Origin of the sequence: Bradyrhizobium sp. AZCC 2230 (assembly GCF_036924495.1) — a bacterium.
GTDB classification, from domain to species: domain Bacteria; phylum Pseudomonadota; class Alphaproteobacteria; order Rhizobiales; family Xanthobacteraceae; genus Bradyrhizobium; species Bradyrhizobium rifense.
In genome coordinates this window covers 5,794,520-5,819,860 of record NZ_JAZHRS010000001.1, presented here as the reverse complement: position 1 = coordinate 5,819,860, position 25,341 = coordinate 5,794,520, and the positions used below count along the sequence as shown (strand labels likewise).

The following is a 25,341-nucleotide window of genomic DNA, read 5'->3' as shown; positions in this document are numbered from 1 at the left end:
TTCAAATCGGATGTTGTGTTGCTGTGAACCAAAAGGAAGCGATCATGATCCCGTTGCGAGTACTGCTTGCCTCCGCCGCGCTGTCGCTCGGCGCCTCGATCCTGCCGGCTTCGGCGGATTCCATTCCCGGCCTGCGCGGCCACGATCACACCGGCATCACCGTGCCGGACGTGAAGGCGGCGACCGCCTTCTTCACCGACGTGCTCGGCTGCTCGCATGCGATGTCGTTCGGACCGTTCATGGACGACAAGGGCACGTTCATGCAGGACGTCGTCAATGTGAACCCGCGCGCCGTCATTGACGAGATCAGCATGGTTCGCTGCGGTTATGGCTCCAACATCGAGCTGTTCCAATATCAGTCGCCCGACCAGGCCAAGACGCTGCCGAAGAACAGCGACATCGGCGGCCACCACATCGCGCTCTATGTCGACGACATCGCAAAGGCCGCCGAGTATCTGCGGTCGAAGAACGTCAAGACCATGCAGGGCCCGATCCCGGTGAACGAAGGGCCGGCGGCGGGTCAATCCATCCTGTACTTCCTGACGCCATGGGGGATGCAGATGGAGCTGATCAGCTATCCCAAGGGCATGGCCTATGAGAAGAGCGCCAAGACCGTGCTGTGGTCGACGACCGAGCCGACGAAGTGACACTCGTCACAGACGAATTCGCGACTCGGATTTTTGAGCCGCCGAGCGGATCCTGACGGTCTGCTCGGCCGCGCAAATTCAGTTTCCGTCAAGTCCCCAATAAAAAAAGATTGGCACTGCTCCGCGCGACATCGTGCTTGCGGAGCAGGGGCCGTATTCACATCTCCGCTCCCGCAATTCTGGGGTGTGGCCTTGGTTAACACGGCTGCCCAGTTGCGAATTGTGGAGAAGAGCTATGGACCTCAATGGTTTCAATGGCGCCTGGCTGATCCAGCCGGCGCTTTGGGCCGCGGCGGCGATCGCGCTCGTGATCCTGCTGCGCGCTTCGAACATCTTTCGTTACATTCCGAACAATCAGGTCGGCATCGTCGAGAAGCTGTGGTCGACGAGCGGATCGATCGAGGGCGGATTCATCGCGCTGAACGGTGAAGCTGGTTACGAGCCGGACGTGCTGCGCGGCGGCCTGCACGTGTTCTTTCCGTTCATGTACCGGATCCACAAATCGGATCTAGTCACGGTCGGACAGGGCAAGATCGCCTATGTGTTCGCGCGCGACGGCGCGCCGCTTGGCGCATCGCAGGTGCTCGGCGCCAACGACACCCAGGACAGGGCGGATTTCCAGGATGTGCGGCGATTCCTGCTCGGCGGCGGCCAGAAGGGGCCGCAGCGCAAGATCCTGCGCGAAGGCACCTATGCAATCAACACGACGCAATTCGCGATCATCACCGACGAACGCGTCTACGGTCATGCCCTCAGCGGGCAAGAGCGTGGCGTGCTCGACGCCATGCAACTCACGATCGCCGAACGCTGGGGCTTTACGCCCGTCGTGCTTGCGGCCGATCACGATCTGGTCGGCGTCGTCACCGTGCATGACGGCCCGTCGCTGCCGTCAGGCGAGATCATCGCGCCCGAGGTCGGCACGGACCTCCGCGACGACGAGATCTTTCACAACAATTTCCAGGAGTCCGAGAAGTTCTTGGCGGCCGGCGGCTACCGCGGCCGGCAATTGCAGGTCATCGTCGAGGGCACCTGGTACATCAACCGCCTGTTCGCGACCGTCGAGGCGGTGCCGAAGACGGTAATCCCGGTCGGCAATGTCGGCGTCGTCATCTTCTATACCGGCCCGCATAGCGACGACGTGTCGGGCGAGCAATATCGCCACGGCGAGCTGGTTCTCAACGGCGGCCGCGGCGTCTGGAAGGATCCGTTGCTGCCCGGCAAATACGCGTTCAACACCTATGCCGGCAAGATCGAGATCATCCCGACCGTCAACTTCATCCTGAAATGGGTGCGCGGCGAGGTCGGTGCGATGAAGCTGGATGAGAACCTGTCGGAGATCTCGCTGATCACCCGCGATGCGTTCGAGCCGACGCTGCCGCTCTCGGTGGTCATGCATATCGACTACAAGAAGGCGCCGATGATCATCCAGCGTTTCGGCGACGTGAAGAAGCTCGTCGAGCAGACGCTCGACCCGATGGTGAGCGCGTTCTTCAAGAACATCGCGCAGAAAATGACCCTGATCGAGCTGCTGCAGAACCGGGCACAGATCCAGGAGGAATCGGCAGCGCAAATGAAGGCGAAGTTCGAGAGCTATTCGCTCGACCTCCAGGAAGTCCTGATTGGAACGCCGCGGGCCGCGGCCGGCGACCACACCATCGAGAACATCCTGATCCAGCTCCGCTCGCGCCAGATCGCGCGCGAGCAGATCGAGACCTATCAGGAGCAGGAGAAGGCCGCCGTGCAGGAGCGCGCGCTCAACGAGGCCAAGGCGACGGCTGCGGCACAGACGGCGCTGACGCAGTCGCTCATCCAGATCAAGGTGAACGAGAACGAAGGCGCCGCGGCGTTCGCCCGCGCGCAGAAGGATGCGGAGACCCGAAAAGTGACGGCGGCCGCGGTCGGCGAGCAGTCACGGCTCGAGGGCCAGGGCGAGGCCGATCGTGTGCTGGCGGTGGGTACTGCCAACGCTCAGTCGACGAAGCTCTCGGTCGACGCTTACGGCGGGCCGGAGTTCAGGCTGGCCGAGCAGAACTTTGCGAAGTTCGCGGAAGCCCTGACCAAGATCAACCAGCCCTTGGTGCCGCAATTCCTGATGTCCGGCGCGCAGGGGCAGGAAAGCAACAATGCGGGCCTGATCCCGACCGCGATGCTGAGCTCGATGTTCGGCCGCATGATGCCCGATGCGCTCGAGCGGCTGAAAGAGGAGGCGCCACGCGCGGATCGCAGGACGAACGGGCACTAAGCGCAGTTGATTTGCGTCGCTGGTGTGAAAATTGCTAACAGAGGCGGCCGGGCTGGAAGTATGCCTTCCAGCCCGGTCCATGTTTGCCTGATCCGGAGATGATGATGCCTTTCGACTTGATCCTGCGCGGCGGACGGGTGATCGACCCATCCCAGAAGCTCGACGCTGTGACCGATGTTGCCTTTGCCGGCGGCAAGGTGGCGGCGGTGGGCAGTGGGCTGAAGGCGGATCCGTCGACCCAGGTGCGCGACGTCTCGCAGCTCATCGTGACGCCGGGGCTGATTGATCTCCACACCCACGTCTATTGGGGCGGCACCTCGCTCGGCATCGATGCCGAGGAATTCTGCCGCGCCTCGGGCGTCACCACCTCGGTCGACACCGGCAGCGCCGGCCCCGGCAATTTCGCGGGCTTCCGCAAGCATGTGATCGAGCCGAGCCAGGTCCGCATCCTCGCTTATCTCCACGTCTCCCATGCCGGCATTTTCGGCTTCTCGCACCGGATCATGGTCGGCGAGAGCGAGGAGTTGCGGCTGATGAATCCGATCGAAGCGGCCAAGGTCGCGGATGCCAATCGCGACCTCATCGTCGGCATCAAGGTGCGCGTCGGCCTGCACTCCTCGGGCACCTCGGGCGCCGTGCCGCTCGATATCGCGCTCCAGGTCGCCGACGAGGTCGGCATGCCCCTGATGGCGCATATCGATCATCCGCCCCCGACCTATGAAGAGGTGCTGGCCCGCCTGCGTCCCGGCGACGTGCTGACCCATGCGTTCCGCCCGTTCCCGAACACGCCCGCGACCGCGCAGGGCACGGTGAAGAAAGCGGTGCTGGATGCGCGCGAGCGCGGCGTGCTGTTCGATATCGGCCACGGCAAGGGCTCGTTCGCGTTCAAGACCGCGCGCGCGATGCTCGCGAACGGCTTCTATCCGGACACCATTTCGTCCGACATCCATCAGCTCTGCATCGACGGCCCGGCCTTCGACCAGGTGACGACCATGTCGAAATTCCTCTGCATGGGCATGTCGCTGTCGGACGTGATCGCGGCGTCGACGGAGAATGCCGCGATGGCACTGCGGCGGCCCGAGCTCGGCAGCCTCAAGCCGGGCAGCGTCGGCGACGCCACGCTGATCTCGGTGAAGCAAGGCCAGTTCGACTATGAGGACGTGGTCGGCGAGCACCTGATCGGCGATCGCAAGATCGTCTCCGAAGGCGTCGTCATCGGCGGCCGATGGTGGCATCCGAATTAGGGCTTTGCCTCTCGCCGCTTGTGGGAAGAGGTCGGAGGCCTATTCGTTCTTGTCCACATTCCAGAACATCGGCGTCGCCGGGCCGTCGATCACGCCGGTGAGCGATTTGCGCCATGCACTCGGCGCCTGGAACTGGCCGAGCGGGACGTAGATCACCTGATCGTAGGCCTCCTTCTGCACGTCGAAGGCGATCTTCTTCCGCTCTTCCGGTGAGGCGGCGCGGGCAAAGGCGTCGCGCAGCTCTTCGAGCTTGGGGTCCTCGGACCAGCCGAACCAGCCGCCCTCCTTACCCTTGCCGACCATCGCGCCATTGACGAGCGGGTTCATCGAATCGGCGGCGCCCTGGTAAGTGAAGAACATGTTCCAGCCGCCTTCCTTCGGCGGCTTCTGGTTGGCGCGGCGGGTCACCACAGTCTGCCAGTCCATCGCCTGAAGGTCGACCTTGAAGCCGGCCTCGCGCAGGAGCTGCGCGACCACGATCGGCTGCGCCTTCAGCAGGATCTGGTCGCCTGGCGCCAGGATCACCACGGGCGTGCCGTCATAACCGGCCTCAGCCAGCGCCTTCTTGGCGTCCGCCATGCCGTTGCCCTTGATCAGGGTCTCGCCGCCGGCGTCGCTGGCCAGCGGCGTATCGCAGATGAAGAATGCGCCGCAGAGCTTGTAGTATTTGGGATTGCCAATCTGGGCGTCGAGCACGTCCTTCTGGTTGATCGCGAGCAGCGCGGCGCGGCGAATCTTCACATTGTCGAACGGCGGGTGCAGGAAGTTCATCCGGCCGAACGATTGGAAGCCGAACTTGTTCAGGATGGTCACGTTGACATCCGGATTGGACTCGAGCGCGGGCAACATGTCGAACGGCGGCGTTTCGACGAAATCGACATCACCCGATTGCAGCGCGTTGAGCGCGGTCTGCGCGTCCGGCATTGTCAGCCACTCGACACGGTCGACCTTGACCACCTTGCCGCCCGACGTCCATTCGGCCGGCTCCTTGCGCGGTACATAGTCGGTGTTCTTCTCATAAACGGCTTTCACGCCGGGCTGGAATTCGCCCGCCACGAATTTGAACGGGCCGGAGCCGATCTGCTCCGGAATCTGTTTGCTGATCGGGGTCTCCGCAAGCCGCTTGGGCATCATGAAGGCGCAGATCGACGATGGCTTGGCGATCGTCTCCAGCACCAGGCCATAGGGCTCCTTCAGCTTGAGGACGATCGTCTTGGCGTCCGCGGCTTCGATGCCCGCCGTGAAATCCATCAGCTTGCGCGCCATGCCGTCGACGCTCGTGCCCCAGCGCTTCAGCGAGGCGACGCAATCCTCCGCCGTCACCGGCGCGCCGTCATGCCACTTCAGGCCGTCGCGAAGGGTGAAGGTGTAGGTCAGCCTGTCCGCGGACACCGTCCAGTCGGCCATCTGCGGCTGCACCTTGAAGCTGGAATCGATGCCGAGCAGCGTATCGTAGACCATATAGCCATGGTCGCGGGTGATGATGGCCGTCGTGAAGCCGGGGTCGGTGACGCGAAGGTCCGATTGCATCACCGCAGTCAGGATCTTCTTTCCGGTCGCAGCCGATGCAGCCGACGTCCAGGCAGCGGTAAGTGCCGATGGTGCAACAGCCGCAAGCTGAAGCAGTTTCCGTCGCGAGACGTGAACCATTCGCAATTCTCCCGATGCAAGCGAGACCAGACGGCGGCTGCCGATGGCGGGCAGCGTATGGTTTGCCGCCGTACCTTGCAATGACGGTTGTCGCGCAAATCCGACTTCGTTTGCGGTCGAGCAGGGGCCATCGGAACCGGTGGCGCGACGGCAGGCTGCCTCGGTCTAGGCTTGCTCGCGATAGAATTGCAGCAGGCGCGCGCCTGCGGGCGAGAGCCACTCGGGCGCGCCTGCGATGTATCCCTCGACATGGCCGCTCGTCCCGACCAGATAGGTGATGGGCATGCCGACGATTGAGAACATCTCGGTCGATGCTTGCGCCGCTGCGCCGTAGGCATCGACATAGCAGGCGAGGTTTTGCACGGCGAGGCCGCCGACAAATGCGCGGATCTTGCGCAGATCCTTGGTGTCGGTGCAGATCGCGACGATGTCGAGCCGATCGGGCCGCGATCCTGCAAGGCGCGCCAGCGTCGGCAAATCGAGCCGGCAGGCTGCGCACCAGGTGGCCCAGAAATTGACCAAGGTGATGCGGCCCGGCTTCGCAGTCACCACGGCATCCCGGCCGTTCGGGTCCTGAAGCCTGAGTTGTGGCATCGCCGCCCGCGGCCGCACGACTGTGAATTGACTGCGCCCGACCTCGAACACTGGCGGCCAGCTTTCCTGCGCACGGATCGCGTGCGCAGAAGCGAGAACCGCCGGCGCGGCCATCAGGAGCGATCGCCGGGACAACGTACGAGGCGTTTCACGCATGGATATAGGCAAAACCCTTGAGTTGCAGATCGACCACGCGTCCGATGCCGAAGGGGACGAGGCTCGCGCCCGATATCAGCGGAATCGAGACCTGCTCCTTGGCTTCCGCGATCGCCTTCGACGATGCGCACATGCTGTAGGTAAGATTGGGCAGCGACTGCCGCAGCGTCGCCAGTGGCTCGATCAGCGGCGTCCTGTCGGCGCGAAACACGTCGATGCCCTTGCCATTGGCGACGACCTCGATCGGCAACCGTGCGCCTCTGTCGGCAAAATGCTTTGCGAGGTTGGCGGAGTAGCTGATCGCATGTCCCATCGCGTAAGGCTCGTTGCTGTCGATCAGGATCACGACGCCGTCAGCGAGACGATCCTCCTTGGCCGCGGCTGAGCCGCCGGCCGCGAGAATCGATGCGCCGGCGAGCAGGCCCCTGCGGGACCATCCATTGGCAGAGATCATGGCGGCGCTGTCCCGCCGGTCAGAATTGCCGCGGCGCGATCGGCGCCTTGCGGCCGCGTCCCCACAGCACGAACACGGCGAGTGCCAGCAGAACCAGATTGAGCGGCGTGACCGCGGCCTCGCCGCGCGAGACATGGAACGTGATCGCAAACACCTGCAACACCGAGCAGCCGAGCGCAGCCAGCACCGTCAGCTGCGGCAGGATCCGCGTCAGGGCCGGCAGCAGGATGCCGATGCCGCCGGCGATGTCGATCAGGCCGATGATGCGGACGAAGGCTTCGGAGTGCTCGCCGGTCCAGGGCATCATCGCGGCCAGCTGCGGAATGGGCGTGAGCAGCTTGACCAGTCCCGCGGCGGCGAAGACGAAGAAGATGGCGCCTTGCGCGACCCACAGGCCGATGCGAAGGGGGCGGCCGGGCGTGGCGGTCTCAATGGCAGTGGTGGACATGGTGGTCTCCGAACATTTGAGGTTGCCACCATTTGATGGTTTCTCCATTTTTGATCATTATGTGTTTCGGGAGTGGTTCTTTTCCTGGATGTTGATGATCTCATGGATTCCCTGGTCAGCATGCGGGTGTTTTGCCTGGTCGCGGAGCTGAAGAGCTTTGCGGCCGCAGCCGAGCGCCTGCGCATCTCGCCCGCCATGGCGAGCAAGCATGTGATGCAGCTTGAGAAGCGGCTGGGCACGCGGCTCCTCAACCGGACCAGCCGGCGCGTCAGCCTGAGCGAGAGCGGTACGCTCTATTTCGAGCAGGCGCGGCAGATGCTGGACTCGCTCGACGAGGTCGAAGCCGCCGTCAGCAAGGCGACCGTCGTTCCCCGCGGCACGCTGCGGCTGACGGCGCCGGTGTGGATGGCGAACACGATGTTCGCGCGCATCCTCGTCGACTATCAGGCGCGCTATCCGGAGGTGTGCCTGGACGTCGATCTCAGCGGCAGGCTGGTCAATCTGGTCGAGGAGGGATTCGATCTCGCCTTGCGCGCGACCGGCGAGCCCGACGAGGCGCTGATCGCGCGTCCCATCACCAGGGTCGCGTTCCACATGGTTGCCGCATCCGCTTATCTCGATCGCATCGGGCACCCGACCAAGCCGGCTGATCTCGCCGGCAAGGCCCTGCTGCACTATGCGCTCTATCCCGGAGAAACCTTCTCTTTGAATAGAAATGGCACCGTCGAGACGGTCAGGCTCAATCCGGTTCTGCGCAGCGGCAACGAGACGCTACTCCACATGGCCGCGCTGGAAGGGATGGGTTTCGCCTTCCTGCCGAAATGGTTGGTCGCGGACGACATCGCCGCCGGCCGCCTCGTGCACATCCTGCCCGACGACGTCGTATTCGACGGGCGTCTATTTGCGGTCTATCCGAGCCGCAAATATCTCTCTGCCAAGGTGAGGACCTTCATCGACTTCGTCGCCGCCGACAAGCGGATGAGATAGCCAACGCCTGAAGCGTGTGCGCTAGTCGCGTCCCGCCTCCATGATCGCCCTGGCAAGGCGCGCCGGATCGGAGAAGCACAGTTCGTGGCTTCCCGGCACCTGCACCAGGCGGAACAGGCCGAGCTTCTCCGACAGCCGCGGATGCCAGGAGTAGCTGTGCGGCAGCGCGGTGTCTTCGGTGCAGTTGATGTAGGATTTTGCCAGCTGCATCTCGGCTGGATTGGCCTTGAGCGCGATCTTGTCGGCGAAGGTCGCCAGCGGATGCGGATTGAGCACGTCATAGGCGCGCTGCGCCGTCTCGGCGTCGGCATCGTTGATGAAAGCTTCGCGCCAGATCGGGAATGGCAACACCACCGAGCCGTCGCCGCGCTCGGCCGCGATCGCGTCGAACAGCCCGATATAGTGCGGCGGCACCATGTCGTTGAGCGACTCGCCATTGTTGGGGACGAAGGCGTTCCAGTAGACCAGCCGGCGGATGCGCTCGGGCGCGAGGTCGGCGACGCCGGTGATGATCATGCCGCCATAGGAATGGCCGAGCAGGACGACGTCCTTGAGATTGTTCTCGGCGAGATAGTCGGCGATCGACTGGATCGCTTCCTTCAGCCCCGTTGTCTTGGCGTCGCCCGGGCGGTTGCCCTTGATGGTCGGGAGGTAGACCTGATGGCCGGCGGCGCGGATTGGAGCCGCGACAGGCTCGAGCTCGGCACCGGTGTGCCAGGCGCCGTGGACGAGAACGTAGGTCGACATGTTGTGGCTCCTCCGCAGGATGTGGTTAGATCGGCATCAATTGGGTCCTTTGCGGCGCTCGCGAGGCGCGGCGGACAATTCTTGTTGTGCGAAGTGTGAACCGGCGGGCCATTTTCCGCTTGGCTGGGAGTGAACCGGATTGGTCTCGGAGTGAACCGATGCAGCAGGTCAATTCCACAAGCCGGCCGCGGCACGTCGTCTGGAACACCGCGGAGACGCGGCTGGACGAGCAGTTTTCCTATTACCGCGAGGCGATCTGCCAGGCCTTCATGAACCTGACGCCGGAATCGGCGACGACGTCACGCTTCCCGGCCAAGGTGGAGACGATCGGGCTCGGCGCCGGCGCGATCAACCGGGTGATGTTTCCCGAGCACACCGTGAATCGTTCACGTGCCGACATCGCGGCGTCGCGCGAGAGCTGCTTCTATCTCAACTTCAAGCTCGCCGGGCGATGCCGCATGCTCCAGGATGGCCGCGAGGTCAGCCTGTCGCGGGGCCAGGTCGGCATCGTCGACAGCGACCGCGAGGTGACGTTGTTGCACGATCGCGGTCCGACGCTGGAGGTCGCTTCGTTCTGGGTGCCGTCGCGCGCCTTGCGCGACCGGCTGCCGGCCTCGTTCGATTTCAGGGCCGAGCGGGTGTCCGATGATCCTCATGTCGGTCATCTCATCGTCGAGACCGCACGCTCCCTGAATGCCGGCGCATTGCGGATGGCGGAGGAGGACAGCATTCGGCTGTTCGACGTGCTGCTCGATCTCGTGGCGCTCAGCCTGTCGCGCCGCTCGCGCGCGCAGACGGCGGAAGCCGCAAGCTTCGCGGATGCCACCGTACTGGCGCTGCGCCGCGCGATTCACGAGCGGTTGCGCGAGCCGGGGTTGACGGTCGCAGCGGTCGCGGGCGCGGTCGGCATCAGCGAGCGCTATGTCCACAAGCTGTTCGAGCGCTCCGGCACGACGTTTTCGGACTATGTGATGGATCGCCGCCTCGTGGGCGCGGCGGCCGACCTGAAGGATCCGGCGCTGGGCGGCCGCGGGATCGGCGCCATCGCGTTCGACTGGGGCTTCTCGGACCTCTCGCATTTCACGCGACGCTTCAAGCAACGTTTTGGTTGCCGCCCGCGGGATTGGCGCGCGCGGTGAGGCGCGGGTCAGCGCCTGCCTCGTCATCAAGTGCGATGAGATCGGGCCGAATCGTCATCGCGTTTTCGTCGCGGCCGACACACGGATGAGTTAGCCGCTCACAGCGATCTCGCATGCAGGCGCGGGACGTGAACCATTCGCTTGCTTCCTGACCTGACGCAGACGAAGCCCGATCGAGGCAATGTGCTGGCCGGAGGACCATTCAGATCCGGACCGTACCGGGTCCATGCCTTTGAAATCTGCGCGAGCCGCCGATGCGGCGCGCCCCCGCCGTCAAATCCTGCCCATCGCCATATCTTTGGACAAGCCCGCCCAAAATATATCCTTTGTGCAATAATGCATATAGTGCAAATTTGCATCTCAGGTGTTATGCAACGGGACGGAAAGGGATTGATCCATGTTCAGAACGAATTTCGCCCTTGGCGGGGCCTTCGGAGGGGTGTTTCTGGTCCTGTCGGCCCTTTCGGCGGCGGCGGGGCCGAATATCTCCGACGATGCTGTCAAGATCGGCATTTTGAACGACCAGTCAGGGCCTTACGCCGATCTTTCCGGGCAAGGGTCGGTGGCGGCTGCCCAGATGGCCATCGACGAATTCGGCGGAACGGTCCTTGGCAAGAAGATCGAGCTGGTGTCTGCCGATCACCAGAACAAGGCTGACATCGGGCTGGCGAAGGCACGCGAGTGGTTCGACCGGGGCGGCGTCGACATGATCGCCGATTTTTCCAATTCGTCCGTAGGCTTTGCGGTTCAATCGCTGGCCAAGGAACGCGACAAGGTCACCCTGATCGCGGCGGCCTCGTCGGACTTCACCGGCAAGGCCTGCTCGGCGACATCCGCCCAATGGGTCTACACCAGCTACTCGAACGGATACGGGCTGGCGAAGGCCCTGGTGAAATCGGGTTACAGCAGCTGGTTCCTGGTCACCGTGGATTACGCCTTCGGACAGGCGTTCGCCGCCGATATCCGCAAGGCCGTTTCGGAAGGCAAAGGGCAGGTCCTGGGCGAAGTCCGGCACCCGCTCAATACGTCCGACATGAGTTCGTACCTGCTCCAGGCGCAATCATCGAAGGCAAAGGTCATCGCTCTGGCGAGCGCGGGCGCGGACATGGCCACCGGCATCAAGCAGGCCGCCGAGTTCGGAATCACCGACCAATCACTCGTTGCGCCGATCGTGTTCATCACCGACGTCCATTCGCTGGGCCTGGCAGCCGCCAAAGGCCTCAAATTTGTGACGGCGTTCTACTGGGATCGCGACGAGGAGACGCGGGCGTGGTCCTGGAAATTCTTTGCGAAGCGGAATGCCATGCCGACCATGACTCAGGCCGGCGTGTACTCGGCGGTGCGGCACTATCTGCGGGCGGTCGAGGCGGCGCAGACCGACGAGGGGCGGGCCGTGATGAACAAGATGAAGGAGCTTCCCGTCGACGACATCTTTTCGCGCAACGGCAAAGTCAGGGAGGACGGGCTGATGCTGCACGACATGTATCTGGCGGAGGTCAAGCAGCCGTCGGAATCCAAGGCGCCGTGGGACTATTACAAGATCCTGGCGACCATTCCCGCAGACCAGGCGTTTCCGAGCCTGGAGCAGAGCGAGTGTCCGCTGGTCCGGAAATAGCGGGGGCGCGCTGCCTGGGTCCACGGTCCGGAAAACCATCTCCATAGTTGCATGTCCCGCAAATTGCCTCTAGAGCCAACCTCGAAACATTCGAGGCTAGGGAGCACGTGTTGGACCAGGCGCGATTTGTCGCGCGTCAGCTCGGACTTCGAATCCGGGCGGCGCGCCAACTTCGTAAACTCACGTTGCAGCAATTGGGGACCGCCACCAACCTGTCGGCCGCCTATCTCTCCCGAATCGAAAGAGGTGAGACCGCGACCTCCATCGCGAATCTCATCTCGATCGCGACGCGGTTGAACATTCCCCTGCGGGACCTCTTCGAGGACACCAACGAGGCCTACGTTCCGAAGCATTATTCGGTGTCGAGGAAGCAGGACCGCAACGATTCCGAGCAGATGTCGGCCAACGGCTACGACTACCACTGGCTTTCGGGCGATCTGACGGAGCCCAAGCTCAACGCCTTTCTGCTCGAGTTTCCGGTTACGTCGGAGATCGACGTCAAGCTCCTCTCGCATGAAGGCGAGGAGGTGCTCTATATCCTCGAGGGCCGCATCGAATTCCAGATCGGATCCGACCGGCTGACGCTGGATGCTGGCGATTGCGTCCATCTGCTCGGCGACAAGCCTCACATGGGCAGGAATGTCGGCAAGAAGCCGGCCAGGATGCTCATGGTGGTGACCCCGTCGGACGTCATCGACATGGCTCCCAGCAAGTCCTCCTGATCATCGCCGATTTAAGCGCCGCCCCGCGGGCGCAAATTGCCGTGAGAATGAATTTGCATATCATGCAAATTTGTGAATAGTGACTTTTGCCGCCGGGTGGCTCTCCGGCCGTCACATGGAGCAGGCTCATGCAAAATTTCGTTCAGATGTCGCTTGGCGAGGTCCACCGCTCGGCCAAGGCGGCTTTGCTGTCGCAGGGATTCAACGAGATCCACGCCCAAGCCATCGCCAACACCGTCACCGCGGCGGAACGAGATGAATGCCGTCACCACGGTCTGTTCAGGCTGCCGTTCTACATGAATGGTTTGCAATCGGGGCAGGCTTCCGGGGATGCGGAGCCGTCACTCGTCGAACTGACGCCCAGTGTGATCAAGGTCGATGCGAAATACGGTTTTTCCCCGTTGGCACTCGAACGCGGTGACCAGCCCTTGGCCGATAGGGCGAAGGAGCACGGAATTGCCGTGCTCGCGGTGACGAACGCGCTCAACGTTGCCGCGCTATGGCCGGAAGTCGAGCGGCTGGCCGAACGCGGGCTCGTCGGCTTCGCGTTTGTCGCGGCAAGTCCCTACGTAGCGCCCGCGGGCGGGACGAAGCCGTTGTTCGGAACCAATCCGATGGCGTTCGCCTGGCCGCGTCACGACAAGCCGCCGGTGGTCTTCGACCAAGCGTCGAGCGCCTCTGCACGGGGTGAGATCCAGCTTCGATTGCGTGACGGGAAAGCTCTGCCGGAAGGATGGGCCATCGGCCCCGACGGCAAGCCCACGACCGATCCGGCTCAGGCACTTGCAGGAGCCCAACTTCCCTTCGGCGGCTTCAAGGGCTCGAACATTGCCATGATGGTCGAGCTGCTGGCCGGCCCGCTGATCGGAGACGTGCTCAGCTTCGAGGCCGGCGAGCGCGACAAGGCGAACACCGGCGCTCCCTGCGGTGGTGAATTGATCATCGCCATCGACCCGGTCCGATGCGTCGAAAACGGCGACCGTGTCGCGCAGCTCAAGCATTCGGAGATGCTGTTCTCGCGCATGCTGGAGCAGGACGGAGCCCGCCTTCCCTCCGATCGCCGATATGAGGCGCGTGAGCGAACTGCAAAGGAGGGCGTCAAGGTGCCGGTGTCGCTCCACGAAAGGATTCAGGCCTATATCGCTGGAAGGCGCGTCGACGAGCGCAACGATTACGAAGGCGATCACCTCACGCACAACAAGCCCGTGATGGCGCATCAGTCCGCGTAGGAGATCTGTCGTGACGACCATCGCCCCCACGGAAAAGACACGCGTGCGCCGGCGTCCCGAGCGCGCGGCGTATGACCTGCACGTCATTCACGACATTCTCGACGAAGCGTTGGTGTGCCACATCGGCGTCGCTACTGAGAGCGGACCGCGCGTCATTCCGACGGCGATCATTCGTGTCGGCGAGCATGTGTATGTTCACGGCAGTCCGAATAACCAGCTTCTGACCGCCCTGGCTGACGGTGCGTCGGCCTGTATCACCGTCACGCTGGTCGATTCGGTCGTGGCCGGCAGGTCCGGGTTCGGAATGAGCATGGATTATCGATCCGTGATGATCTTCGGCACGGCGGAGAAGATCATGGATCCCGACGAAAAGGAGCGCCTGGTCGCAGCCTTCGTCGAAGACATCATGCCGGGCCACATCGTTCGTCCGCCGAAGAAGAAGGAGTTGGCCGCAACGATCTTCCTTCGCTTTCCCATTTCCGAGGCATCGGCGAAGATTCGAAATCACGGCGTCGTCGACCCGGAAGAAGATCATGCCTTGGACGTCTGGGCGGGTGTCGTGCCCCTGAAGCTCGTGGCCGGCGAGCCTCGGAATTGCGCGGATCTCAAGTCGGGCATTTCCACGCCGGACTATGCGAAGCGCTACACGCGGCCAACAACGAAATAGCTGACTACAGCGACCTTGCGATCAACAGCTTCATGATCTCGTTGGTTCCGCCATAGATCTTCTGGATGCGGGAATCGATGAAGATGCGCGAGATCGGGTATTCCTGCATATAGCCGTAGCCGCCGAACAGCTGGAGGCACTCGTCGGCGGTCTGGACCTGCTTGTCCGAGCACCAGTATTTCGCCATCGAGGCGGTGACGGTGTCGAGATCCCCAGCGACCAGGCGCTCGATGCACCAGTCCACGAAGACGCGCGCGATCATGGCTTCGGTCTTGCGCTCGGCGAGCGTGAAGGCGGTGTTCTGGAAATCCAGCAGCGGCTTACCGAACGCCTTCCGCTCTTTGGTGTATTCGGTGGTGAGCTTGATGGCGCGCTCCATCGAGGCGACGGCGCTGACCGCGAGCGACAGCCGCTCCTGCGGCAGTTGCTGCATCAGCTGCGCAAAGCCCTGACCTTCTTCCTTGCCGAGCAGGTTTTCCGGCGACACCGTGACATTATCGAAGAACAGCTCTGACGTGTCGGAGGCGTGCAGGCCGATCTTGTCGAGGTTGCGCCCGCGCTTGTAGCCATCGGCGCCCGCGGTCTCGACCACGATCAGCGAGATGCCCTTGGCGCCGGCCTCGCCAGTGCGCGCGACGACGACGACGAGATCGGCAGCCTGGCCGTTGGTGATGAACGTCTTCTGGCCGTTGATGACGTAGGAGTTGCCCTGCTTCTTCGCTGTGGTCTTCACGGCCTGCAGGTCCGAGCCGGTGCCGGGCTCGGTCATGGCGACGGCGCCGACCATCTCGCCCGAAGCCATCTTCGGCAGCCAGCGCTTCTTCTGCTCCTCCGATCCGTAATTGAGGATGTAGTGCGCGACGATGGCGCTGTGCACCGAAACGCCGGTCGTCAGCTCCGGCACGGTGCTTTCGAGATCCTCCAGCACGGCGGCGTCATAGGCGAAGGTCGCGCCCAGGCCGCCATATTCCTCCGGCACACTCGCGAGCAGCGCGCCCATCTCGCCCAGCCCGCGCCAGGCGGAGCGGTCGACCATCTTCTGCTCGCGCCATTTTTCGGCGTGCGGCGCCAGATCCTTGGCGAGATACTTCCGGAACTGGTCGCGGAAGACGTCGAGCTCTTCGGTCATCCAGGAGGAGCGGTAGGGCATGGCGGCCTCGATCGTTGATGGCGATGTGCCCGCTCAGCCGTGCCACAACGCCGGACGCGGGCGCAAGCCCGCAGCCTTGCTACGCCTGCCGGCGCTGCCAATGATTGTGTCTTGAGGCTGCGCCGGCGGATGCCCTATCCGGCCTGCGCGGTCTTGCCGCCATCGACGACGAACTGGCCGCCCGTCGTGTAGGGATGATCGTCAGAGGCGAGCACGAGTGCGAAGGCTGCGATCTCCTCCGCGGTCGCCACGCGCTGCATCCCCGGCACATGGGATTTGGCCCATTGCGCGATGGCCAGGTGCCAGGCGGCATCAGGGAGATTTTCCATGCCGGCGAGCCTGCGGATGAATGGCGTGTCCGTGGTGCCGGGGATCAGGGTATTGATGCGGATGCCGTACTGGGCATATTCGAGTGCCGCGGCCTGAACCATGCCGACAAGCCCGCGCTTGGCCGCGGAATAGGCCGAGCGATTTGCCGTCGTGGCGATGGCGTTGGATGAGGAGGTGACGACGATCGATCCACCCTCCTGCAGCATGTGTGGAATCTGGTACTTCATCGAGAGGAACACGCCGCGCAGGTCGGTATTGATCACGTCATCGAATTCGGCCGCGCTGTACTGATGCAGCGGCTTTTCGATGGAGATTCCGGCATTGTTGAACGCCACGTCGAGCCGGCCATGGAGATCGATCGTCTTGTCGACCAATGCCTTGACCTCGGCCTCGTTGCGCACGTCGGCCCGGACAAACGCCGCGTCGCCGCCGCCCGCCTTGATCTCGTCTTGCACCCTCGCCCCGCGCTCGACGTTGCGTCCGCAGAACACGACCTTACCGCCTTCGGCGGCGAACATCAGCGCGGCGGCGCGGCCGATGCCGGAGGTGCCGCCTGTCACGATGATAACCTTGTCGGCGAAGCGGCGCCTCCCGCTGGGCTTCTGCTGCGGCAGCGTCGCGCCCTGGCCGAGCGCGATGCCGCCGGCAAGGCCGCCGACGGCGCTTGCCAGCATGCCCAGCGCGGCGCCGCCGACCAGATGCCGCCGCTTTACGCGCGAGGCTGCGGTGCTATGCTGCATTTCGGTCATTTCGAACTCCCGGCTGTCCAATCTTAACAGTGTTAAGATAGATAGCCCTCAATCTGAACAGTGTCAAGTTTGCGCATGACGAAACCGATCGCGCCCGCGCGCGCCAAGCCGAGCCACAAGGTTCCGAAGCCGGAAGCCGGCTATCATCATGGTGAACTTCAGGAAGCCCTGATCGCGGCCAGCGAGGCCATTCTCGCCGAGCACGGCGCCGAAGCTTTCACGCTGCGCGAGGCCGCCCGCCGCGCCGGCGTGTCTCCGGCGGCGCCGTCGCATCATTTCGGCAACGCGCAGGGCCTGCTGACCGAGGTGGCGATTCGCGGCTATGATGCACTTGCAGGCGCGCTGCGGGACGCCGCGTCCCGCAAGCAGGATACGCGCGAAAAGCTCCACGCTCAGGGCCTGGCTTATGTCGAATTCGCGCTGAAGCATCCCGGCCGCTTCCAGATGATGTTTGCGAACAAGCGCCTCGTCGCAGATGATCCGCGTCTCAGGCAGGCGAGCAGAGCGGCCGGCCGCGAGTTCGAGATCATCATCGCCGAGCTCGTCGGCGGGACGCCCAAGCAGGCGAAGACGGCGGCTGCGGCAGCCTGGTCGACCGTTCACGGCTTTGCCAAGCTTGCCCTGGAAGACAAATTCGGTTCAGTCAGGAGCGAGGCCGGATACCGCGAGATCATGACGACGCTCAATCACATCCTGAACTATCTCTGGCCGGCGAGCAGTGCGCGCCGCTAAATGCAAATCAAGGGGTGAACGCGTATGATAGCCAAGGCGACAGAGTTCAAGCTCGACATCGCCCGCATCGGTGCGGTTTCCGCGATCCTGATGCGGCCGGACAATGCGCGCGCTTGCTACGTTCTGGCGCATGGCGCCGGCGCGGGGATGCGGCATGCGTCGATGGACAAGATCGCGGAAGGCCTCAGCGATCGCGGCGTCGCGACGTTCCGCTTCAATTTTCCCTACATGGAAAACAAGCAGGGCCGTCCCGACCAGCCGGCGGTCGCGCATGCCGCTATCCGTGCGGCGGTCGAGGAGGCGGCGCGGCTCTGCCCCGGACTAAAGCTGGTGGCCGGCGGAAAATCGTTCGGCGGGCGCATGACGTCGCAGGCGCAAGCCAAGGCGGCGTTGCCGGGTGTGAAGGGGCTCGCCTTCCTCGGCTTTCCCCTGCATGCCGACAAGAAGCCGTCGACGGAGCGGGCCGAACATCTCGCCCATGTCGAGCTTCCCATGCTGTTCCTGCAAGGCACGCGCGACGGGCTCGCCGATCTCGGCCTTCTCAAGCCCGTCGTCGCGGCGCTCGGCGTAAAGGCGACGCTGCATGAGATCGAAGGCGGCGACCACTCCTTCGCAGTGCTGAAAAAGTCGGGCCGCACCAACGATGAGGCGCTTGCCGAGGTGCTCGACACGCTCGCGGCCTGGATCGACAAGCTCGCCTGAGGTTCACGCCAAATAGAGCCCCTTGTCGCGCGCCTTCTGGATCGCCAGCGCTGCGATGAGATCGAGCGTCGGCGTCGACAGGCCGGCGGTGCGCGCGAAGGCGGCGGGCGCCTTCACCAGCACGTCGATCTCCATGGCGCGGCCGAGCTCGTAATCCTGCAGCAGCGATGGCTTGTGATTCGGGGCGGGGCCGCTGCGCGTCACGCGCTTGACCTCGGGGATGAAGTGCTGGGCGATGTCGTTGGCCTCGTTCAGCATGCGCGGGATGAGCTCGGAGAAAGCGGGGTCGTCGCGCACGCCGCGCGCGGTCTGGCCGGTCAGCAGGCACAGCACCGATAGCGACATGTTGGTCAGCAGCTTTGACCAGATCGCTTCGCGGATCTCGGCCACCGGGGGCGATTCCAGCCGTGCGTCATTGAAGACGCCACGGAGTTTCGTGATGCGCTCGCAATTGCGGTCGTCGCATTCGCCGATCAGGAGGCGATTGCGGTCCGGCGTCAAATTCTGCACCACGCCGGGCGCAGTCACCTCGTTGGAGGAGAAGACCACTCCACCGATGATCCGCTCCTTCGGGATGCAGGCGCGCAACCGCCCTCCGGGATCGAGGAAGGAAATGTCCGGCGGCGTCGGGTGCCGCGGCGGCAGGCCGATACCGTACCACCAGGGAATGCCGTTCTGGGCGAATACGATGGCGGTGTCGTCCTGGAGCAGCGGCTTGATGCTGGAGACCAGTCCGGTCAGAGCCGTGGCCTTCAGCGTCGAGATCACCACATCCTGCGGACCGAGCTGGGCCGCATCGCCGGATGCGTTCACCTTGGCCGAGACCTCGGAATCGCCGACGCGCAGCTTCAGGCCATTGGCGCGCACCGCCTCGAGATGCGCGCCGCGCATCACGCATGAGACCTCGTGGCCGGCGCGTGCGAGCCTGACCGCGAGATGGCTTCCGACGGCACCCGAGCCGAAAATGCAGATGCGCATATATATATGTCCCGTCCCTGATCCCTTTGGTCGTCGCCCGGCGCCACCATGACACAAGCCGCCATGCGATGGGCGCGACCGCCCCACGCCGGAAAGATATGGATCGGGGTCTATCGCCTCGTCCATAGTGCGCGGCAATCAATCTGACCGGAGGATCGCCGATGACTGCCAGCCCCGTCCTGTGGACCTTCGACAAGCGTGGGGTTGCGACCGTCACGTTGAACCGGCCCGAGGTCAACAATGCCTATGACGGCGCCTTGATTGCCGGCGTGCTCGCGGCCATGGACGAATTGGGCAAGAAGCCCAACCTGCGCGTCGTCGTGCTCAGAGGCAATGGCAAGCATTTTCAGGCCGGCGCCGACCTCAAATGGATCAACGGCGTGCGGCCGCAATCGAAAGAGGCCAACGAGGCCGCGTCCCGGGCGACGTTCGAGGCCGTGCAGCGGCTCAACACGCTGCCGATCCCGACGGTGGCGTTAGTGCAGGGCGGCTGCTTTGGTGGCGGCACGGGCGTGATTTCGGCCTGCGACGTCGTGATCGCCGCCGACAACGCCCTGTTCTCGATCACCGAAGTGCGCTGGGGCCTGACCGCCGCCATCATCATCCCCCAGCTCTGCGACGCCATTAGTGTACGGCAAGTCCGCCGCTACGCACTGACCGGCGAACGCTTCGGCGCCGAAGACGCCCGCCGCATCGGCCTCGTCCACGAGGTGGTACCGCTAGCTGATCTCGAAGCCGCCGGTGCCAAGGTGGTCGAGCAGTTGCTCGCCAACGGCCCGGAAGCGATGGCCGAGACCAAGCGGCTCGCGCTGGAAAGCTCATTCGGCGGGATGGCGGTGGACGATGCGGCCTACACGCGGCTCGTGCAATTGCATTCGCTCAAGCGCCAGAGCCCGGAGGCGGCGGAGGGGCTGGCGTCGTTCGCCGAGAAGCGCGCGGCGAACTGGGGCGGCGGGAAGGGCTGACGCAATTCACAGCGACGACGCGAGCGACGTTTTCAGCAGGGTCAGCAGCGCCTGCACCGCAGCCGCATTGCGCCGCCGTTCGGGGATCGCGGCCTTCACCCATAATTCCGGAATCGGAAAGTCGCGCAGCACCGGCTTGAGCGTACCGTCGCGCAACGCATCCGCGACGAGATAATGCGACATCAGCGTGATGCCGTTGCCGGCGATCGCGCTGCGCGCCAGCACATGTCCCTCGTTGGACGACAGCAGCGGGCTGACCTGGATGTTGATGCGACCGCGCGGTCCGTCAAAGATCCATTCCGGGCCGGTCGGCAGGAAGCTGAGGCAGCGATGCTCGACGAGGTCGCGCGGATGCTTTGGCGTGCCGTGTTTCTTCAGATAGGCCGGTGAGGCGCAGAGCAGCCGCTTCAGCGCGCATAACGGTTCGTCGACGACGCCGCCGAAGGAGTGAGGGAAGGCGCCGATGGCGATGTCGAAGCCTTCGGTGACGGGATCGACCGGGCGGTCGATCAATACGATCTCCAGCTTCAGCCGTGGATTCTGGGTCTGGAAAGCGCTGAAGGCGTCGGCGAGCCGCGCCACCGTCAGCGACGTTGGCGCCTTGATGCGGAGATGATCGACGAGATCATGGCCCTTTTCGCCCATGCGCGAGAGCAGATCGGTGGCATCGGTGACCACGCCGCGGGCGCGATGCACATAGCGTTGGCCGGCCTCGGTCAGCCGCAATTGCCGGGTCGAGCGGTGAAACAGCGGCGTGCCGATCCGCGCCTCCAGCTGCGTGACGCGCTTGGCCACGACTGAGGTCGAGACGCCAAGCTTTCGTGCGGCGGCGGAGAAGCCGGCTGCGTCCGCCGTGGCGAGGAACGCCTGAAGGTTTACCAGGATGTCCATTTTGACCTTTCTCGATTCGAGAAAGCTGATCGCGTATATTGGTGGATTGTAGCGCACCTCGCGTTAATTCATAGTCGGCCCCAAGCAAGAGATTTGGGAGAAGGACGCGCCATGCGGGCCACGATGATCGAAGAACCTGCGCGCCAGGTGCCGCTTTACGGCGAATATGAAGTCGTCGTGCTCGGCGGTGGCCCCGCCGGCATCGTGGCAGCGGCGTCAGCCGCGCGCGCCGGGCGGAAAACGCTGCTGATCGAGCGCTACGGCTTCCTCGGCGGCATGGGGACAGCGGCCGGCGTCACCAATTTCTGCGGCCTGCATGGCAATGTTTACGGTGAGGCCGTCCGGCTGGTGCAGGGCATGGCGTCCGACCTGCTGGCGCGGATCGATCGTCTGAACGGCCTCAATGCGCCGCATCTGATCCTCGGCAAGGTCTTCGCCCAGGCCTATGACACCGCGGCCTACAAGATCGCAGCCGACGAGCTGCTGGCGAGCCACAAGGTCCACATTCTCTTCCATGCGCTCGGTGCCGGCGTCGTGATGGGCGATGACCGCCGCATTGACGCGCTGATGGTCGAGACCAAGGCGGGCCGGCAGGCGGTACGATCAGAGATTTTCATCGATTGCTCCGGCGACGGCGATCTCGCGGTCTGGGCCGGCGCGCCGTTCGACATTGGCGATGAACACGGCCATCCGATGTACCCGTCGATGATGCTCCGCCTCAACGGCATCGATCCCGCAAAGGCGGGCGATGCCTGGCGGACCATCCCGCAATTGATGGAACAGGCCACCGCAGCCGGCACGCACAAATTCCCGCGCAAGAGCGCGATCGTGCGGCCGCAAAAATCCGGCATCGAATGGCGGGTGAATTTTACCCAAATCGCGCGCGAGGACGGCTACGCCATCAACGGCGTCGAGCCCGACGATCTCACTCGCGGCGAGATCGAGGGCCGCAAGCAGGCGCTCGCAGCCTATGAATTCCTGCGCACCGTGCCGGGGTTTGAAAAATCCTACATCGTCGATCTGCCGCCGCAACTCGGCATCCGCGAGACCCGGCGCATCAAGGGCGGCTACCAGCTCAGCGGCGAGGATGTGCTCGGCTGTGCCTCGTTCGAGGATTCCATCGGCGTCAATGGCTGGCCGATCGAGGCCCATGTTCCCGGCGACGTCGTCTTCACCTTCCCGCCGATCCCGGAATCGCGCGGCTATAACGAGCTGCCGTACCGGATGCTGGTGCCCGAGGGCGTCGATAACCTCTTGGTCGCCGGCCGCTGCGCCTCGATGACCCATGAGGGGCAGTCGGCGGCGCGGGTTTCCGGGGCCTGTTTCGTGATGGGGGAGGCCGCGGGCTCCGCAGCCGCCCTGGCGCTGTCCGGAAATCGGGTCCCGCGTGACTTACCCGTTGAAAAATTGCAGGAAACGTTGAAACAACAGGGCGCCTTTATCGGGCGGGACCAGCCGGTGCCCGAGGGCCTGTAACGGACTGCAAGAAGAACCATTGGAGGAAGCGGGATGATCGGGATTGCGCGGCTCGCGGCAGCTGGCCTTTTGGCGATGATGGCGATGGGCACGGCCCGGGCCGAGGACGCACTGAAGGCCAAGATCGGCGTGCTCCGCCTGTCGTCCTCCGCGCCGGTCTTCATCGCGCAGGACAAGGGCTACTTTCGCGAGGCCGGCCTCGACGTCGAGCTGAAATTTTTCGACGCGGCGCAGCCGATTGCGGTCGCCACCACCTCGGGCGATGTCGATTTCGGCGTCACGGCTTTCACCGCCGGCCTCTACAACCTCGCCGGCAAGGGCGTGCTGAAGGTGATCGGCGGTATGAGCCGCGAGAAGGCCGGCTATCCCCTGATCGGTTATTTTGCCAGCAACAATGCCTACGCGAGCGGCCTCAAGACGCCGAAGGATCTCGCGGGCAAGCGCATCGCGGTCACGCAGGTCGGATCGAGCTTCCACTATTCGCTCGGCCTGCTCGCCGACAAATACGGCTTCAAGCTCTCTGAAGTGAAGATCGTGCCGCTGCAGTCATTGTCGAACGCAGCCGCCGCGCTGAAGGGCGAGACCGTCGATGCGGCGCTGCTGCCGGTCTCCACCGCGCGAAAGCTGATGGATGAAGGCGGCGCAAAATTCCTGGGCTGGGTTGGTGACGAGACGCCCTGGCAATTGGGCGCGGTGTTCGCCTCGCCGAAGACGCTGACCAACAAGGTGCTGGTGACAAAATTTCTCGATGTGCTCGCAAAAGCCGATCGCGAATATCACGACGTCATCCTGGCTTCGATGAAGGACGGCGTCGCTCCGATCAACGAGCAGACAAAGCCGCTGCTGGAGATCATCGCAAAATACACCAACCTGCCGGTCGAGCAGGTGGTTGGCAACTGCGCCTATATCGACCCGGACGGCAAGCTCGACGTCAAGAACGTCGACAACCAGATCAAATGGCTCCAGGAGCAGGGCTTTGCCGACAAGGGCTTTGATGCCAATACGATCATCGCCAAGGACTTTGTGAAGGCGGATTGATGCTGCGCTCACCTTTCCAGACCCGTCATCCTGAGGTGCGAGTAGCGCAGTGCACCTGCACTGTGCTGCGAGCCTCGAAGGATGAACGGCCGAGCTACATCCGGGCCGTGCACCCTTCGAGGCTCGCTTCGCGAGCACCTCAGGATGACGGGGCGCGACTGGGGGCGTGTAGCTAATGGACCTAATCGCCAACCACATCTCTCACCGCTTCGGCGATCTCGCCGTGCTCGACGACATCTCGTTCACGGTGAGTGCGGGCGAGGTGGTGGCGATCGTGGGGCCCTCCGGCTGTGGCAAGAGCACGCTGCTGTCGATCCTCGGCGGGCTGCTGCAGCCGACATCCGGCGCGCCCGAGTTGCGTGGCACGCCGCCTGTGGACAGTCTCAATCCGCTGACCTTCGTGTTCCAGGATTTTGCATTGCTGCCCTGGGCAACGGTCGAGGAGAACGTCGAATTCCCGCTGCTCCATACCCAGCTCTCGGCCGTGCAGCGCCGCGCGCTGGTCGAGGATGCCCTGCGCCGCACGGGACTGACCGATTTTCGCAAGACCTATCCAAAGCAGCTCTCCGGCGGCATGCGCCAGCGCGTCGGCATTTCGCGCGCGCTTGCGGTCAAGCCTGCCATCCTGCTGATGGACGAGCCGCTCTCGGCATTGGACTCGCAGACGCGCGAGCTGCTGATGGAAGACTTCGTCCGCCTGCTCGCCGATGGCGGCATGGGCGCGGTCTATGTCACGCACAATCTCGAAGAGGCGGCGCGGCTCGCCGACCGTATCGTCGTGCTGTCGCGGCGGCCGGGTCGCATTCGCGAGGTCGTCGCCGTGCCGATGACGCGCGCTGAACGCGGCGAAATCGCTGCGCGCGAAAAGCTGCTGGCGCTGCAGAACCAGATCTGGTCGCTGATCCGCAACGAGGCGATCGACGCCGAGCGCGAGGTGCAGCATGCTTGATCGCGCGACGGACACATCAACCAAGGATGATACGACGCGGCGCGTGCGTTTCCGCGGCGCGGGCTTCGTGCCAGCCTCCAGCCGCTTCGCCGGCTGGATCGCGCTCGCCCTGGTCATCGCCATCTGGCAGGCGGCGGGGAGCACCGGCCTCGTCAATCCGCTGTTCCTGCCGGCTCCTTCGGCCATCGTGCGGGCGATCTATCAGCTCGCGATGTCGGGCGCGCTCTGGCAGCACCTCTCGGCGTCGATCCTTCGCATCGGCGTCGGCTGGCTGCTGGGGACCACGGCTGGCGTCGCGGTCGGCTTCGCCATCGGCCTGTCGCGGCTGGCGCGCAGCGTCGGCATCACCTTCATCTCGGCGCTGTTTCCGATCCCGAAGATCGCGCTGCTGCCGCTGCTGATCCTCTGGCTCGGCATCGGCGAAGAGCCGAAGATCGCGACCATCGCGCTTGGAGTGTTCTTCTCGACTGCGATCTCGGTCTATAGCGGCGTCGATGCGGTGCCGCGCAACCTCATCCGCATGGCGCAAAGTTTCAACGTTCCCTTCGCCACCATCGTGCGCAAGGTGGTCTGGCCGGGCGCGCTGCCCGCCATCCTCGCCGGCTTTCGCATCACGGCGTCAGTGGCGCTGCTGCTCGTCGTCAGCGCGGAGATGATCGGCGCGCAATACGGCATCGGCGCCTTCGTGCTCCAGGCCGGCAATCTCATGCAGACCGATCAACTGCTCGCGGGCGTGGTGATCCTGTCGGTGTTCGGGTTGGTGGTGGGGAGGGTGATTAATCTGCTCGAGATCAAGCTGCTGCACTGGCGGTAGCCAAATTCACCGCAGCCGTAGGGTGG

General features: G+C 64.0%; 25 protein-coding genes. 16 read left to right on the top strand and 9 right to left on the bottom strand.

Annotated features, from left to right (window positions below; genetic code table 11):
- Window positions 1-44 precede the first annotated feature (44 nt).
- The 3 genes from V1280_RS27865 (at window position 45) to V1280_RS27855 (ending at window position 4,133) form a co-directional block, all read left to right on the top strand.
- Window positions 45-647: a VOC family protein gene (locus V1280_RS27865; protein WP_334531657.1), complete on the top strand. Its 603-nt coding sequence runs from the start codon at window positions 45-47 to the stop codon at window positions 645-647.
- 235 nt (window positions 648-882) lie between these two features.
- Entirely contained in the window at window positions 883-2,889 is a 2,007-nt protein-coding gene (locus tag V1280_RS27860; RefSeq protein ID WP_334531655.1) for an SPFH domain-containing protein, read from the top strand.
- A 104-nt stretch (window positions 2,890-2,993) separates the two neighbouring features.
- Window positions 2,994-4,133 (top strand): amidohydrolase/deacetylase family metallohydrolase, encoded by a 1,140-nt coding sequence (locus V1280_RS27855; RefSeq protein WP_334531652.1) that lies wholly within the window; start codon window positions 2,994-2,996, stop codon window positions 4,131-4,133.
- Window positions 4,134-4,172: 39 nt separating this feature from the next.
- Here the strand turns inward: V1280_RS27855 and V1280_RS27850 are convergent, their stop codons facing one another.
- From V1280_RS27850 to V1280_RS27835, 4 genes are all read right to left on the bottom strand, one after another.
- Entirely contained in the window at window positions 4,173-5,783 is a 1,611-nt protein-coding gene (locus V1280_RS27850) for an ABC transporter substrate-binding protein (RefSeq protein ID WP_334531649.1), read from the bottom strand.
- Between the two features lie 165 nt (window positions 5,784-5,948).
- Window positions 5,949-6,491: a TlpA family protein disulfide reductase gene (locus tag V1280_RS27845; protein ID WP_442895170.1), complete on the bottom strand. Its 543-nt coding sequence runs from the start codon at window positions 6,489-6,491 to the stop codon at window positions 5,949-5,951.
- A gap of 34 nt (window positions 6,492-6,525) precedes the next feature.
- Window positions 6,526-6,987: a DsrE family protein gene (locus tag V1280_RS27840; protein ID WP_334531643.1), complete on the bottom strand. Its 462-nt coding sequence runs from the start codon at window positions 6,985-6,987 to the stop codon at window positions 6,526-6,528.
- Window positions 6,988-7,006: 19 nt separating this feature from the next.
- Window positions 7,007-7,435 carry a DoxX family protein gene (locus tag V1280_RS27835; protein ID WP_334531640.1) on the bottom strand — a complete coding sequence of 143 codons (429 nt, stop codon included), beginning with the start codon at window positions 7,433-7,435 and terminating at the stop codon, window positions 7,007-7,009.
- Between the two features lie 102 nt (window positions 7,436-7,537).
- Between V1280_RS27835 and V1280_RS27830 the strand changes: the two genes are divergently transcribed.
- On the top strand, window positions 7,538-8,422 hold the full coding sequence (locus V1280_RS27830; RefSeq protein WP_334531637.1) for a LysR family transcriptional regulator: 885 nt from the start codon (window positions 7,538-7,540) through the stop codon (window positions 8,420-8,422).
- A 21-nt stretch (window positions 8,423-8,443) separates the two neighbouring features.
- Here V1280_RS27830 and V1280_RS27825 read toward each other — a convergent pair whose 3' ends face one another.
- Entirely contained in the window at window positions 8,444-9,169 is a 726-nt protein-coding gene (locus tag V1280_RS27825) for an alpha/beta fold hydrolase (RefSeq protein ID WP_334531634.1), read from the bottom strand.
- A gap of 158 nt (window positions 9,170-9,327) precedes the next feature.
- Here V1280_RS27825 and V1280_RS27820 point away from each other — a divergent pair, with 158 nt between their 5' ends.
- From V1280_RS27820 to V1280_RS27800, 5 genes are all read left to right on the top strand, one after another.
- Window positions 9,328-10,308, top strand: coding sequence for a helix-turn-helix domain-containing protein (locus V1280_RS27820; protein WP_334531631.1), 981 nt, complete (start codon window positions 9,328-9,330; stop codon window positions 10,306-10,308).
- Window positions 10,309-10,705: 397 nt separating this feature from the next.
- A complete protein-coding gene (locus tag V1280_RS27815) occupies window positions 10,706-11,923 on the top strand; it encodes an ABC transporter substrate-binding protein (protein WP_334531628.1) in 1,218 nt (405 codons plus the stop codon).
- A gap of 110 nt (window positions 11,924-12,033) precedes the next feature.
- Complete coding sequence (locus V1280_RS27810) at window positions 12,034-12,645, top strand: helix-turn-helix domain-containing protein (RefSeq protein ID WP_334531626.1); 612 nt, start codon at window positions 12,034-12,036, stop codon at window positions 12,643-12,645.
- 128 nt (window positions 12,646-12,773) lie between these two features.
- Complete coding sequence (locus V1280_RS27805) at window positions 12,774-13,874, top strand: Ldh family oxidoreductase (RefSeq protein WP_334531623.1); 1,101 nt, start codon at window positions 12,774-12,776, stop codon at window positions 13,872-13,874.
- Window positions 13,875-13,884: 10 nt separating this feature from the next.
- The gene (locus V1280_RS27800; protein WP_334531620.1) at window positions 13,885-14,541 is read left to right on the top strand and encodes a pyridoxamine 5'-phosphate oxidase family protein; all 657 of its coding nucleotides are present in this window, start codon (window positions 13,885-13,887) and stop codon (window positions 14,539-14,541) included.
- Window positions 14,542-14,545: 4 nt separating this feature from the next.
- Here the strand turns inward: V1280_RS27800 and V1280_RS27795 are convergent, their stop codons facing one another.
- Both V1280_RS27795 and V1280_RS27790 read right to left on the bottom strand, forming a co-directional pair.
- Window positions 14,546-15,691 (bottom strand): acyl-CoA dehydrogenase family protein, encoded by a 1,146-nt coding sequence (locus tag V1280_RS27795; RefSeq protein ID WP_334531618.1) that lies wholly within the window; start codon window positions 15,689-15,691, stop codon window positions 14,546-14,548.
- A 134-nt stretch (window positions 15,692-15,825) separates the two neighbouring features.
- Window positions 15,826-16,770 (bottom strand): SDR family NAD(P)-dependent oxidoreductase, encoded by a 945-nt coding sequence (locus V1280_RS27790; RefSeq protein WP_334531616.1) that lies wholly within the window; start codon window positions 16,768-16,770, stop codon window positions 15,826-15,828.
- A 75-nt stretch (window positions 16,771-16,845) separates the two neighbouring features.
- Here V1280_RS27790 and V1280_RS27785 point away from each other — a divergent pair, with 75 nt between their 5' ends.
- Window positions 16,846-17,502: a TetR/AcrR family transcriptional regulator gene (locus V1280_RS27785; protein WP_334531613.1), complete on the top strand. Its 657-nt coding sequence runs from the start codon at window positions 16,846-16,848 to the stop codon at window positions 17,500-17,502.
- A gap of 24 nt (window positions 17,503-17,526) precedes the next feature.
- Window positions 17,527-18,204, top strand: a complete 678-nt coding sequence (locus tag V1280_RS27780) for an alpha/beta hydrolase family protein (RefSeq protein WP_334531610.1) — start codon at window positions 17,527-17,529, stop codon at window positions 18,202-18,204.
- Between the two features lie 3 nt (window positions 18,205-18,207).
- On the opposite strand, the gene V1280_RS27775 is transcribed toward V1280_RS27780, so the two are convergent.
- Complete coding sequence (locus tag V1280_RS27775) at window positions 18,208-19,182, bottom strand: ketopantoate reductase family protein (protein WP_334531607.1); 975 nt, start codon at window positions 19,180-19,182, stop codon at window positions 18,208-18,210.
- A gap of 161 nt (window positions 19,183-19,343) precedes the next feature.
- Between V1280_RS27775 and V1280_RS27770 the strand changes: the two genes are divergently transcribed.
- Window positions 19,344-20,147: an enoyl-CoA hydratase-related protein gene (locus V1280_RS27770; protein WP_334531604.1), complete on the top strand. Its 804-nt coding sequence runs from the start codon at window positions 19,344-19,346 to the stop codon at window positions 20,145-20,147.
- A gap of 6 nt (window positions 20,148-20,153) precedes the next feature.
- Here V1280_RS27770 and V1280_RS27765 read toward each other — a convergent pair whose 3' ends face one another.
- Entirely contained in the window at window positions 20,154-21,038 is an 885-nt protein-coding gene (locus V1280_RS27765; protein ID WP_334531601.1) for a LysR family transcriptional regulator, read from the bottom strand.
- Between the two features lie 111 nt (window positions 21,039-21,149).
- On the opposite strand from V1280_RS27765, the gene V1280_RS27760 reads away from it, so the two are divergent.
- The 4 genes from V1280_RS27760 to V1280_RS27745 all read left to right on the top strand — a co-directional run bounded on the left by V1280_RS27760 (window position 21,150) and on the right by V1280_RS27745 (window position 25,315).
- Complete coding sequence (locus V1280_RS27760) at window positions 21,150-22,514, top strand: FAD-dependent oxidoreductase (RefSeq protein WP_334531599.1); 1,365 nt, start codon at window positions 21,150-21,152, stop codon at window positions 22,512-22,514.
- Window positions 22,515-22,547: 33 nt separating this feature from the next.
- On the top strand, window positions 22,548-23,552 hold the full coding sequence (locus tag V1280_RS27755) for an ABC transporter substrate-binding protein (protein WP_334531597.1): 1,005 nt from the start codon (window positions 22,548-22,550) through the stop codon (window positions 23,550-23,552).
- 175 nt (window positions 23,553-23,727) lie between these two features.
- Window positions 23,728-24,501, top strand: coding sequence for an ABC transporter ATP-binding protein (locus V1280_RS27750; protein WP_334531595.1), 774 nt, complete (start codon window positions 23,728-23,730; stop codon window positions 24,499-24,501).
- Entirely contained in the window at window positions 24,494-25,315 is an 822-nt protein-coding gene (locus V1280_RS27745; protein ID WP_334531593.1) for an ABC transporter permease, read from the top strand. Before V1280_RS27750 ends, V1280_RS27745 begins: the two co-directional genes overlap by 8 nt.
- Window positions 25,316-25,341 lie beyond the last annotated feature (26 nt).